This window comes from Corynebacterium sp. HMSC067D03 (assembly GCF_001811185.1).
Classification (GTDB): Bacteria; Actinomycetota; Actinomycetes; order Mycobacteriales; family Mycobacteriaceae; genus Corynebacterium; species Corynebacterium coyleae.
Map to the genome: position 1 here is coordinate 38,879 of NZ_KV803805.1, position 12,678 is coordinate 51,556.

Below are 12,678 nucleotides of genomic sequence, written 5' to 3' on the forward strand. Positions count from 1 at the left end.
TTTTAGAGGCGTACTGGACGCATGTCTAGGTGGCGGTTTACTCGGCGGACCGGCGCCACACCCCCGCCAGCCCCGCTGCGGCAAGCAACGCGGACAGCAGCAATGCTGCGACCACACCGCGGTAGTCCCCGCCATTGCCGGCGGCGGACACGGCGGTGGCTGCCCAGTGCATGGGCGCTGCCTGCGAAAGCGCTGCCCACAGCGCGTCTACCTGCGCGGTGGTAGCCGTGCGCCATACCCAGCCGACGAGGCCGGTCTGCGCCAGCGCCACCACTGCCGCGGCCCCCAACCCGACAGCCACACCACACAAACGCATCAACACTGCGGCTAGCCCCGTTGAGGCGAGTGCACCAGCCAACAGTCCAGCGGCCACCACTGCATATTCCTGTGCGCCGAGCCCCTCACCGAGGACGCCGGCCAGGATGGTGCCGGCCGCCGCGATAATGATGGCGCCGGGGATGATGATCCACCGGCGGGTGCGCGTCGATAGGCAAAATGCTGCTGCGAGTGCCGTACCGCCCAGCACCGCCATTGCCGCGAGCAACATCGCGGCAATAGGCGCAAGCGTCGATCCGGTCTGCTCCGCACCCGGGCTACCCGGCGCGGCCGCGGGCACCGGAAGTGCTGCACGCACCGCGGAGACCTTGTCGGCGTTCATGCCTGCCATCTGGTCGATCTTTTGCACGCCGGCGACCAACTCGTCGATACCGCCGGTGGCTTGTGCGGTCTGTCCCTGCAACTCCCGCAGGCCTGCGGCCAACTCGGCAGCGCCGTTGGTGGCCGTATATATACCGTCGTGGTACCCGTAGCCCGGAACGGCAAGTTGGTTAGCAAGGTCGCGGGAACCGTCGCGCAGTTGGTTCATCTTCGCCACCACATCCGGCGGCAATTGGGCAGTCTGGGCTTGCTCCCGCAGCCCCTTGAGCGATTCGCGGGCCTGGGCCGCATCCGGATCCTTCGCGTCCTTCAACTCGGCGAGCGAGCGGTCAATCGCGCCGACCACCTGGCCGCGCACCGCCTCAAAACCGGTGACCTGGTTGACCACCTCGCCGATGGAATCCGCCAACTGGGTCGCGCCCGCCCCCAACTGTCCGGTGCCTGCCTGGAGTTGCACCATGCCGTCGGACAACTGCTGGGAGCCGGCCTGGGCGGCGGCGAGGGCGTCGAGAAGCTGCTGCGTCTGGCCCTGCGCCTCACCAACACCTTCGGCCAACTTGCTGGCGCCTTCCTTGAGCACCTTCGCCTGCTGGCCAGCCTCACCGGCTGCACGACGTGCATCCCCAAGGTTGTCCGCACCAACCTGCGGGGCGCCGGACACCTCCGCATCGCGCGCGGCGTTCGCCCACGTGGACGCCGGAGATAATGGCATAAACACACCAACAACCAGCGCTAACAGAGCACACACCAACCGCAACGCGTTGTCCGATTTCATGCAACTGTTCTTATCACCAGTCACATGCGTTCTGCGGGAGGCGCACCGCTCGCTCGTGCAGCTTGATACTGTCTTTAACGTTCATTGCCAATCCCTTACAAACCTTTGAAAAGGGTTCACCATGACTCTCCCCCTCGTCATCGGGCTCGTTGCAGCAACGGTGGTGCTTTCACCGCTGCTGGTGCGAGTCATGGACAGGAAAGCCGGGTACCCGCTCGCAGTGCTGCTGTTCGCTGCCGCAGGTGTACTAGGCGCCAACTTCACCGACGTTTCCCAAGGCAGCGACCTGACATGGTCGTTTGTGTGGGCGCGCGATGTGATGGGTACCGGCTCCGCGATCGAGTTCGCACTGCGCGCCGACGGCTTAGGCATCTTCTTCGCACTGCTTGCGCTGGTCATCGGCGGTGTAGTGTTCGTCTACTCCGCCGCCTACCTGCCAGCAAGGCAGGGCAACACGAGTTTCTACACCATCATGACGGCCTTCACGCTGTCCGTGCTGTTGCTTGTGCTTGCCGACGACGCCGTGCTGCTCTTCATCGCCTGGGAGCTCGTCTCCATCGCGTCGTTCATGCTGATCGCCCGCTCCGGCTCGTCCGGCGAGGCCGGCTCGTACCGCACCCTGATCCTGACGTTCTTCGGTGGCCTGACGCTTTTGGCGGGCCTTGCGGTCGCCTCCATCCAGGCAGGCACGACGCGCCTTGCGGGCATTTTGGCCGCGGACGTGTGGGGCGACAACCGCGTCACCGTTGTCGTGGCGCTGCTCATCGCGTTCTCCGCATTCACCAAGGCCGCGCAGTTCCCGTTCCACTTCTGGCTGCCGGAAGCCATGGCGGCCGCCACCCCGGTGTCCGCGTTCCTGCACGCCGCCGCTGTGGTCAAGGCCGGCGTGTACTTGCTGCTGCGCTTCTCCACGATCTTCCACGACGTCGCCGCATGGAACTACCTGCTGGTCATCATCGGCCTGTTCACGGCGATCATGTCGGCGTGCTTCGCCATCACCAAGACCGACCTGAAACACCTCACCGCATACTCCACCGTGTCGCACCTGGGCTGGATCGTCGCCGCCATCGGCGTCGGCTCCCCCATCGGCCTGGCTGCCGCGCTGACCCACACGTTGGCGCACGCACTGTTTAAGTCCTCACTGTTCATGCTCATCGGTGTGGTCGACCACGAGGCCGGTACCCGCGACATGCGCCGCCTGGGCAAGCTTTACGACAAGATGCCGTTCACGTTCGCCTCCACCGTGGTCGCGGCCGCCTCCATGGCTGCAGTGCCGCCGCTGTTCGGCTTCGTGTCCAAGGAATCCATCCTCGACGCCTTCCACGAGGCGCCCTACGGCATGGCCCTGCTCATCATCGCCGGCTTCGCCGCATTCCTGACGTTCCTGTACTCGCTGAAGATCGTCTTCGGCGCGTTCGTGGACGGCCCGAAGGACATGTCGCACGTCCACGAAGCCCCCGTCGCCCTCTGGCTGCCGGCCGCCCTGCCGGGCTGGATGTCCGTCGTCCTGCCGTTCATGCTGTTCTGGGTGGACAACCCCGTCTCCGCAGGCGTACGCGCAATTACTGGCGACGACACCTTCACCACCCACCTGGCCATCTGGCACGGCCTGACCCCACCGTTCATCGTCTCCCTGATCGTTCTGATCGCCGGCGTGATCTTCGCAGTTGCCTTCCGCAAACCCGTCTTCGCAGCACTGCGCAACAAGCAACTCCTGCCCGCCGACGGCCCCGACATCCTCTTCCGTCTCACCCGCGGCCTGTCCGACTTCGGCGAGCAACTGGGCAAGCTGGCCGACGGCTTCAACCCGTCACGCCATCTCTTCCCACTGCTGGCCTCCGTCACCGCCATGGGCCTGTGCGTCATCGCACTCACCGACGGCATCGACGGTGTGACCCCAGCCGACCGCGCCGAAGGCCTCGACGTGTGGTGGGACCTCATCCCGTTCGCCATCATCGCGATGTCGGTGCTGGGCATGGTGTTCACCCGCTCCCGCTTGGCCTCCGCCGTACTGCTGGGCACCGTGGGCGTGGGCATGACCCTGCAGATGTTCATGCTCGGCGCCCCCGACGTGGCCCTGACCCAGTTCCTCGTCGAGGCACTCACCGTCGTGGTCATCCTGGTTGTGCTGCGCTACCAGCCGCGTGTCTTCCCGGAGACAAAGCCTCGTCGAAAAGCACTTGCTGCTGTCTTCGCACTGCTCGCCGGCGTGGTTGCCTTCTTCGGCGTCTACGGGCTGACCGGCCGCCGCGGCCGCTCCGAACTCGCCGAGTGGTACCTCACCGAAGGCGGCGAGGTCACCGGCGCCGACAACATCGTCGCCGTGATCATCGTGGAGTTCCGTGGCTTCGATACCCTCGGCGAACTCTCCGTGCTCGGCATGGCCGCCGTGGTCATCGCCGCCGTGGTTGCCTCCATGCCGCGCCACGTGTTCGAAGCCGGCACACGCCCGCGCCCGTTCGGCCAATCGCAGTTGAATTCCATCCCGCTGCGCAAGGCCGCCGCGCTTGTCGCCCCGGTACTCGTCGTGCTGTCGGTGCTGATCTTCTTCCGCGGCCACACCGCACCAGGCGGCGGCTTCGTCGCAGCACTGGTCATGGCAACCGCATTCGCCATCAACTACCTCTCCCGCGGCGCGGATGCCGACGTAGTGAAGAACTTCACCCCAATCCGCCTGACCGGCTGGGGCATCATCATCGCGATCTCCTCCGGCTTCCTCGGCTTCATCGAAGGCGGCTTCATGTACGCCATCCACGGCGAAATCGCCGGCGAACACATGACCACCTCCCTGATCTTCGACTTCGGCATCTACCTCGCCGTGCTCGGCATGGTCACCGCCGCCATCAACGCACTCGGCGGCTACCTGCGCCCCGGCGCCGACCTGTCCGACCTGGACTACTCGCGCGACGAAGCCGAAAACCCACTGCCGTCCATCCCCGAGCCACTACCGCCGGAAAACCCGGTGGACGCACACCCCGACCCGATCAACCCGGCACACGACCCGCAGCCGGTTATCACGAAGGAGCCTTAACCCATGGTCATGGCACTTACCATCGCGGTCCTCGTCGCGGGATCCGTCTACCTCGTACTCCAACGCGGCATGGTGCGCATCGTCTTCGGCATGTCCCTCTTCGGCCACGCCTCCAACCTCACCCTGCTCGCCGCAGGCGTGGGCTCCTGGCGCGGCGAAGCATTCCCCTCCCGCGTCCCCTTCGAAGACATGGGCGACCCGTTGCCACAGGCATTCGTGCTGACCGCCATCGTCATCGCAATGGCAACCACCACGATCCTGCTTATGCTCGCATCGCTCGGGCGTAACGACGACACCGCAGAGCAACCCACCGGCACCGACGCCGGCTACTCCAAGATGTGGCTCAGCCCCTCCGCACTGTCCACCGCCGGCCGCAACGCGCGCCTCAACCCCAAGAAACTGGAAGAGATCCGCGCACGCGAGATCAGCCACGTCACCAACGATGATCTGAAGGTGAAAGACTAATGGCCGTCGACGCAATCCTGCCTATCTTCGTTGCGCTACCGCTGATCGTCTCCGCGGTCACGGCGCTGAGCCCCTGGAGGAAGCTCAACAACACGCTCGCCATCGCCATCCCGGCGATCAACCTGGCGATGGGTGTGTGGCTCTACCTCTACACCGCTGAGCACGGCACGATCGCCCACGTCATCGGCTTGTACCAAGGCGGCGTTGGCATCTCGTTCGCCGCGGATACGTTCTCCGCGGTGATGATCGTGACCACCATGATCGTGGCGCTGACCTCCAACTGGTTCGCCATCGCCGTCGGCGAAACCCAAGCGCGCTTCTACACACCCCTGTCGCTCGTGCTGATCACCGGCGTGTGCGGCGCGCTGCTCACCGCAGACCTGTTCAACTTCTTCGTCATGATCGAGGTCTGCCTCCTGCCCTCCTACGGCCTGATCGCCATGTCGGGCACCCGCCACCGCCTGCTGTCGGCCCGTATGTTCGTGCTGGTCAACCTGGCGGCGTCGACAATGCTGGTGCTCGGCGTGGGCTACCTCTACGCCGTGACCGGCGTGGTCAACCTCGCCTCCTTGCAAGGTGTGGCTGCGGGCAACGGCCCGGCAACGGTGGCGGCCGGCATCGTCGTCATCGCGATTGCCGCGAAGGCTGGCGTGTTCCCCGTCTACACCTGGCTGCCGCGCACCTACCCGTCCACCTCGGCCGCCGTGATGGGCCTGTTCTCCGGCCTGCACACCAAAGTCGCCGTCTACATGCTCTTCCGCATCTGGGTGATCATGTTCGACATGGACCCACGCTGGAACACCCTGCTGATCGTGGTCATGGTCATCTCCATGATCATCGGCGGCTACGCAGGCCTGGCGGAATCCACCATGCGCCGCGTGCTGGCCTACCAGATGGTCAACGGCATGCCGTTCATCCTCATCATGCTGGCATTCACTAACGACGACGCCCGCTACGCCCTGGCCGCCGGCCTGCTCTACACCCTGCACCACATGGTCACGATTGCCGCGCTGGTACTGAACTCCGGCGCGATCGAAGAAACCTACGGCACCGGCACCATGGCAAAACTCTCCGGCATCGCCCGGCGCGACCCATGGACATCCGCCGTCTTCGTCGCCGGCGCATTCTCCATCGTCGGCTTCCCGCCGTTTTCCGGCATCTTCGGCAAAGTCACCATCGTGCTCGCCGCCGCAACACCCGGCGACTGGCGCTCCTGGGTGGCCATCACCGCCATCATCGTCGCCTCCTTCGGCGCACTGCTGTCCATGATGCGCCTGTGGCAACGCGTGTTCTGGGGCCGGCCCATGCAGCACTACCCCGAAGCGCTTAACGTGCGCGTGAGCTTCATGCTGCCGTCCGCGGTGCTCATGATCCTCTCGCTCGGCATGTTCATCTTCGCCGGCCAAATGTGGGAGATCACCACCACCGCAGTCGACGACCTACTCAACGTCGACGCCTACACCAGCGCCGTACTTGGCGACGACTCCATCGGAGGCGATAACTAATGCGAGGCATCATCCACGCCGCGGGCTACACCTGCTGGATCATCAAAGAAATCTTCGCCGCCGGCCTCGACGCCGTCCTCAAGGCATTCAACCCAGCGGCCAAGATCGAACCTATCGTCATCTACTACCCCATGCGCCTGCGCACCGACTGGGAAGTGTTCTGGTTCACCACCTCCATCACCGCCACCCCAGGCACCCTCTCCATGGGCCTGCGCCACCCCACCGAGCCCGGCGGGCCGATTACCCTGCTGGTGCAAGCCGCGTTCGGCTCCGACCCGGAAGACATCATCGCGGGGTTGGCGGATATGGAAGAGCACGTGCGGCCGTCGCTACGCAACAGCCCCATCGACCCAACAACCGTCACCTGGGAGCCCTACGTCGACCAGGGCCCCACGCCTGACGACGACACCGTCCCGCCCGCAGAAAGGATGAACTAAATGTTTGTCACCATCATGCAGGCCTGCCTCATCATCATGGCCATCTGCCTACTCATCTCCCTTGCAGCGGTCATCCTGACCAAAGACGAACTATCTCGCGCCGTCATGGCCGACATGGTCTTCTACGGCATGATCGCCATCTTCCTCGTCTGGACCCTGTGGAACACCTCGTCCATCGCCTACGAGATCCCGATCCTCGCCGGCATCGTCTGCGGCGTGATCCCAACGATCTCCATGGCCCGCATCATCTCGAGAGGACGCCGCTAATGACCATCCCCGAAATCATCGTCGCAGCCCTGGTCATCCTGGCCACCATCTGCGTCATCGCAGCCACCATCCTGCAACTACGCGCCCCCGACGCGCTGACCCGCGTCAACCTGCTCGGCCCCCTGGTAGTCATTGCGTTTCCGATCCTGATCATCGCGAAACTCATCTACTCCTGGTCCACCACCGGCTTCGACCTCAACGACTTCATCCGCGCCATCATCGCCATCCTCGGCGTCTGGATCGTCGGCTCCGTCGCCTCCTTCATCATGGGCCGCTCCCTCTACGGCGTGACGGTGTCCGACAAACTGTAATCTCTACAGGTTGTGAGCAGGAACGACGAAGGCTACATCACCGAACTGGCGCTACGCGCCGGCCGCGGTGACAAAGCCGCGCTCACCGAATTCATCCGCCTCACCCAAGACGACGTATGGCGCCTGCTCGCCCACCTCGCCGGCCCCCAACACGCCGACGACCTCACCCAAGAGACCTACCTGCGCGTCCTCGGCTCCCTGCCGCGCTTCCAGGCACGCTCATCCGCCCGCACGTGGCTGCTCTCGCTCGCGCGGCGCGCCTGGGTCGACTCCGTCCGCCACGACATGGCACGCCCCCGCAAGTCCGCCGCCGAATACGAAACCGTCGCCGCCTCCGACCCCAGCCCCGACAACCCCAACACGTGGGGTGACGTCATCGACGCGCGCTCGCTTCTCGACGAACTCCCCGCCGAACGCCGCGAAGCACTCGTATTAACGCAGGTCCTGGGCTATACCTACGAGGAAGCCGCGAAGATCACAGGGGTGCGCGTGGGCACCATCCGATCCCGGGTTGCGCGGGCCCGTCGCGACATCATCGCTGGCACCGAGTAAATTATCTACATGCTGAAAAAAGCCTTACTTATCTCTGCCGCGTTCATCGGCACCGTGGTCGGCGCAGGCTTCGCGTCCGGCCAGGAGGCCATGCTGTACTTTTCCGCCTTCGGCACCCAGGGCCTGTGGGGAGCGATCCTCTCCTCCGCCCTCATGCTGATCGCAGGCGTAACCATCCTCCAGCTCGGCTCGTTCTTCCAAGCCAAGGAGCATATGGAAGTGCTGGGCATGATTTCGTCGAAAGTCATGGGCTGGATCTTGGACATCGCCACCATTGTGACGCTGTTCTCCATCGGCTTTGTCATGTTCGCCGGTGCTGGTGCCAACCTCAACCAACAGTTCGGCCTGCCCGTGTGGATCGGCGCGGTGCTCATGCTGCTGATGACGCTTGGCTTCGGCATGCTGGACGTGGACAAGGTCACCGGCGCTATCGGTGCGCTGACCCCGTTCCTGCTCATCTTCGTCATCGTCGGCTGTGGCTGGACCCTGGTCAACGGCCACCCCGACTGGGACGCCCTCAACATCGCCGCATCCAACGTGGAGACGTCACTGCCGAATTGGTGGGTCGCCGCCCTGAACTACACGGGCCTGAACATCATCTGCGTGACGTCCATGGCCATCGTCATCGGCGGTAACCAACTGGACACCCGCGCTGCCGGCCTCGGCGGCCTGCTGGGCGGCGTGGGCTACCTGGTCATGCTGATCCTGCTGGCGCTGTCGCTGCTGGTGAAGATCGAGACCGTCGAAGGCGACGACATGCCGCTGCTCACCCTGATCACCGACCTCAACCCGACCATGGGCACCATCATGGCCCTAGTCATCTTCGGCATGATCTTCGCCACCTCGCTGAGCATGTTCTACGCCCTGGGCAAGCGCCTCGCCCGCGGCCGCGAAGAACGATTCCGCCTCATCTTCGTCGCCGCCTGCCTGATCGGCTTCGCGCTGTCGTTTGTGGGCTTCCAGTCGCTGGTGTCCACCGTCTACCCGATCCTGGGTTACCTGGGCATCCTGCTGATCACCGTGATGACCCTGGCGTGGCTTCGCGGCATCCCGAAACTGCGCAAGGAAGGCGACCGTCGCCGCCGCGCACTCGAACTGACGCGCAAGAAGATGGACCCGAGCGAGCGCTTTACCAAGAACGAGGAACGCGAACTCGAGTACATCACGTCCAAGTCCAACGTGGATGAGGAGGAACTCGTCGAGGCACTCGAGGAGGAAGTTGCGCAAGAGCTTCTCGACGACGACGAGATCGACTACGACGAAGAAGACCGCGAAAGCCCCTCCGACCTGGTCTACATCTCCTACACGGAGCCCGTGTCGGCCGAGGAGTACAAGGCGAACCCGGACGAGCCGTGGAACGACAGCACCGTCGACGACATGATCGCCGCCGAGGAGGCAGCCGAAGCCGCCGAGCGCGAGGAAGAGGAGCGCCGCCTCTAGCGGCTAGACCAGCAGTTCGGCGATCTGGATCGTGTTCAGGGCGGCGCCCTTGCGCAGGTTGTCGCCCGAGACCACGAACACAAGGCCGCGGTTGCCGTCGATGGTCTGATCCTGGCGGATGCGGCCGACAAGGGAGTCGTCGATACCCGTGGTCTCACGCGGGGTCGGGACCTCGACGACGCGCACGCCCGGCGCGTTTCCGAGCACCTCGGCGGCGCGCTCCGGGGTGATCTCCTTCTCAAACTCCGCGTGCACCACCATCGTGTGCCCCGTGAACACCGGGATGCGCACGCAGGTGCCCGCGACCTTCAGGTCCGGGATGTCCAGGATGCGGCGGGACTCGTTGCGCAGTTTTTGTTCTTCGTCGGTTTCGAAGGTGCCGTCGTCGACAATCGAGCCCGCCAACGGCAGGGCGTTAAACGCGATCGGGGCGACGTACGGGCCGAAATCGTTGTGCTTGTCGGTGGCGCCGTCGCGCACCAGCACGTGGGGGTCGCCCAACTCGGCGACCTGGTTGGCCAACGTGTCCACACCAGCGAGCCCCGAACCAGACACGGCCTGGTAGGAGGAGACGCGCAAGGTGCGCAGGCCGGCGTCGTCGTGAAGCGGCTTGAGCACCGGCATCGCGGCCATGGTGGTGCAGTTCGGGTTGGCGATGATGCCCTTGGCCAGGTTCTTCACCGTCTCCGGGTTCACCTCAGACACGACGAGTGGGACGTCGGTGTCCTTGCGCCACGCCGAGGAGTTATCCACCACGGTCGCGCCGGCAGCGGCGAACACGGGCGCCCACTCGCGCGACGTGGAACCACCGGCGGAAAACAAGGCAATGTCGACGTCCGCGACGGACTCCTCCGTGACCTGTGTGAGGTCCTCGACGACGATGTCCTCGCCGCGGAACTCAATCGTCTTGCCGGCAGAGCGCGGCGACGCGAAGAAGCGCACCTTATCCGCCGGGAAGTTACGTTCGGTGAGGATGTCGCGCATCACGCGGCCAACCTGGCCAGTCGCGCCAACAACAGCAAGCGTGGTCATCTGCAAAACTCCTTAACGTCCAGTGCCTGCGTACACCACGGCCGGCTCGTCGCCGCCGAGGTCAAACTTCGAGTGGATCGCGCGCGCCGCCTCGGCCACGTCGGCCTTGCGCACCACGGCGGTGATGCGAATCTCGGAGGTGGTGATCATCTCGATGTTGATGCCCGCGTCGCGCAGCGCGTCGCAGAAATCAGCGGTCACGCCCGGGTGGGACTTCATGCCGGCGCCGACGAGCGATACCTTGCCGATCTCATCGTCGTACGTAATGTCGTCCCAACCTTCGTTGACCTGCATGGCGCGCAGCAGTTCCATGGTGGCGGCGCCGCTGGCCTTCGGCAAGGTGAAGGTGATGTCCGTCTTGTTGTCCTCGATGTTGGAGATGTTCTGGATCACCATGTCAATGTTCACCTCAGCGTCCGCGAGCGCGCGGAACACCTTGGCGGCCTCGCCCACCTCGTCGGTGATGCCCAGGATGGTGATCTTGCCTTCCGAATCGTCGGTGGCCACACCGGTGAGAACTGCTTCTTCCATGGGGATATCCTCCAATGCTCCGGCGACCAGGGTGCCGGTGTCGTTGCTGTAAGACGAGCGCACCCGCAGGGGCACGTTAAAGGCACGCGCGTACTCGACGCTGCGCAGTACAAGAATTTTGGAACCGCTGGCGGCCAGCTCGAGCATTTCCTCGAAACAGAGCTTGTCCAGTTTGCGGGCGTCGGCCACGATGCGCGGGTCTGCGGTGTAGACGCCGTCGACGTCCGAGTAGATCTCGCACTCGTCGGCGTTCAATGCGGCGGCGAGCGCGACGGCGGTGGTGTCGGAGCCGCCGCGGCCAAGCGTGGTGACGTCCTTCGTTTCACGGTTCACGCCCTGGAAGCCGGCGACGATGGCGATGTTGCCCTCGTCGATAGCTTCCTTCACACGCCCGGGCGTGACCTCGATGATGCGGGCGTTGCCGTGGCGCTCCGTGGTGATCACGCCGGCCTGGGAGCCGGTGAAGGACTGCACCTTCTCCCCCAGCGCGTCGACCGCCATGGCAACCAACGAGTTGGAGATGCGCTCGCCTGCGGTGAGCAGCATGTCCATCTCTCGTGCCGGCGGGTTCGGGTTGACCTGTGCTGCCAGGTCAAGCAGTTCGTCGGTGGTGTCACCCATTGCAGAGCAGACCACCACCACATCGTTTCCTGCCCGGCGCGTCTCCACAATGCGCCGGGCGACCGCGTTGATGCGCTCGGCGCTTTCTAACGAAGAACCTCCGTATTTCTGGACAATCAGTGCCATGTCAGCCTCCCACGGATCCTTCGTGCATTCCAACGGTCAAGAATAGCGTCCCAAAAGCGTTGGTTGGCGTCTCTCGCTAATATCATTCACCGTGCATAGTATTTTTCTCGCCGTTGTCTTCGCGCTGCTTTCCGCGGCGACGATGGCGGCGGGCACTGTGTGGCGCCACCGGATCATGCGCGACGGAAGTTCCGTAGTGAAATCCATGCGTCGGCCGGCGTGGTGGGCGTCGATGGGGCTGGCGTTTCTCGCCTACGGTTTCCAGGCCGCGGCGTTAGCGTTTGGCACCCTGCTGGTAGTGCAGCCGATCCTGGCGCTCTCCCTCATGCTCACGCTGGTGTTTTCGGCGCGCGCGGAGCATCGCCGGATGCACCAGGCGGAGGCGTTTTGGGCGATCGTCCTCACCGCGAGTGTGGCGAGTGTGATCGTGTTCGGCCGCCCCATCCCCGGCGAGCGCGAGCCCGCGACCTGGGAGTGGGCCACCGTGGTGGGGGTCGGTGCGGTGGTCTCGATACTTGCCCTCGCCATTGCTTCTCGACGACGCCCCAACACCCGCGCACTCATCGACGGCATCATCTGCGGCGCCATGTTCGGCTTCCAGGCCGTGTTCTCCAAGGTGGCGGTGGACGCGTTCGTCCACGGCGGCATCTCTGGACTGCTCGCTTCCTGGCAACTGTGGGCCATGTTGGTCGCGGCGACCGCCGGCACCATCGTGCAGCAATACGCCTTCGCCGCCGGCAACCTGGCCACCTCCCTGCCAGCCTCCAAGATCGTCGAACCCCTGCTAGCGTTCTCGCTCAGCCTGACGTTGCTGGGTGAAAGCTTCAGGCACCAGTCGGTGTTGGGGTACGTGTTGGTGGGGTCGTCGATAAGCGTGATGCTCATCTCGGCGGCGTTCCTCACACGCGTTTCCATAAAGTGATGTAGG

At 64.6% G+C, this 12,678-nt stretch carries 12 protein-coding genes; 9 read left to right on the top strand and 3 right to left on the bottom strand.

The window, feature by feature from the left end:
- Positions 1-37: 37 nt before the first annotated feature.
- A complete protein-coding gene (locus HMPREF2785_RS04370; RefSeq protein ID WP_070614339.1) occupies positions 38-1,432 on the bottom strand; it encodes a hypothetical protein in 1,395 nt (464 codons plus the stop codon).
- 121 nt (positions 1,433-1,553) lie between these two features.
- Here HMPREF2785_RS04370 and HMPREF2785_RS04375 point away from each other — a divergent pair, with 121 nt between their 5' ends.
- The 8 genes from HMPREF2785_RS04375 to HMPREF2785_RS04410 are packed head-to-tail and all read left to right on the top strand — an operon-like array spanning position 1,554 to position 9,440.
- Entirely contained in the window at positions 1,554-4,463 is a 2,910-nt protein-coding gene (locus HMPREF2785_RS04375) for a DUF4040 family protein (RefSeq protein WP_070614340.1), read from the top strand.
- A 3-nt stretch (positions 4,464-4,466) separates the two neighbouring features.
- On the top strand, positions 4,467-4,928 hold the full coding sequence (locus tag HMPREF2785_RS04380; RefSeq protein ID WP_070570765.1) for a cation:proton antiporter subunit C: 462 nt from the start codon (positions 4,467-4,469) through the stop codon (positions 4,926-4,928).
- The gene (locus tag HMPREF2785_RS04385) at positions 4,928-6,433 is read left to right on the top strand and encodes a monovalent cation/H+ antiporter subunit D family protein (RefSeq protein WP_070614341.1); all 1,506 of its coding nucleotides are present in this window, start codon (positions 4,928-4,930) and stop codon (positions 6,431-6,433) included. The genes HMPREF2785_RS04380 and HMPREF2785_RS04385 overlap by 1 nt, the downstream gene beginning before the upstream one ends.
- Positions 6,433-6,870: a monovalent cation/H+ antiporter subunit E gene (locus HMPREF2785_RS04390; protein ID WP_070614342.1), complete on the top strand. Its 438-nt coding sequence runs from the start codon at positions 6,433-6,435 to the stop codon at positions 6,868-6,870. The genes HMPREF2785_RS04385 and HMPREF2785_RS04390 overlap by 1 nt, the downstream gene beginning before the upstream one ends.
- On the top strand, positions 6,871-7,137 hold the full coding sequence (locus HMPREF2785_RS04395) for a cation:proton antiporter (protein ID WP_070614343.1): 267 nt from the start codon (positions 6,871-6,873) through the stop codon (positions 7,135-7,137).
- Positions 7,137-7,448: a Na+/H+ antiporter subunit G gene (locus tag HMPREF2785_RS04400; protein ID WP_070614344.1), complete on the top strand. Its 312-nt coding sequence runs from the start codon at positions 7,137-7,139 to the stop codon at positions 7,446-7,448. Before HMPREF2785_RS04395 ends, HMPREF2785_RS04400 begins: the two co-directional genes overlap by 1 nt.
- Before the next feature lie 12 nt (positions 7,449-7,460).
- Positions 7,461-8,000, top strand: coding sequence for an RNA polymerase sigma factor (locus HMPREF2785_RS04405; RefSeq protein WP_070614345.1), 540 nt, complete (start codon positions 7,461-7,463; stop codon positions 7,998-8,000).
- 9 nt (positions 8,001-8,009) lie between these two features.
- The gene (locus tag HMPREF2785_RS04410) at positions 8,010-9,440 is read left to right on the top strand and encodes a YkvI family membrane protein (protein WP_070421571.1); all 1,431 of its coding nucleotides are present in this window, start codon (positions 8,010-8,012) and stop codon (positions 9,438-9,440) included.
- 3 nt (positions 9,441-9,443) lie between these two features.
- Here the strand turns inward: HMPREF2785_RS04410 and HMPREF2785_RS04415 are convergent, their stop codons facing one another.
- A complete protein-coding gene (locus tag HMPREF2785_RS04415) occupies positions 9,444-10,472 on the bottom strand; it encodes an aspartate-semialdehyde dehydrogenase (protein WP_070614346.1) in 1,029 nt (342 codons plus the stop codon).
- Between the two features lie 12 nt (positions 10,473-10,484).
- Positions 10,485-11,750 carry an aspartate kinase gene (locus HMPREF2785_RS04420; protein ID WP_070614347.1) on the bottom strand — a complete coding sequence of 422 codons (1,266 nt, stop codon included), beginning with the start codon at positions 11,748-11,750 and terminating at the stop codon, positions 10,485-10,487.
- A gap of 91 nt (positions 11,751-11,841) precedes the next feature.
- On the opposite strand from HMPREF2785_RS04420, the gene HMPREF2785_RS04425 reads away from it, so the two are divergent.
- Positions 11,842-12,672, top strand: coding sequence for a DMT family transporter (locus HMPREF2785_RS04425; RefSeq protein ID WP_070614348.1), 831 nt, complete (start codon positions 11,842-11,844; stop codon positions 12,670-12,672).
- The last annotated feature ends 6 nt before the right edge of the window (positions 12,673-12,678 follow it).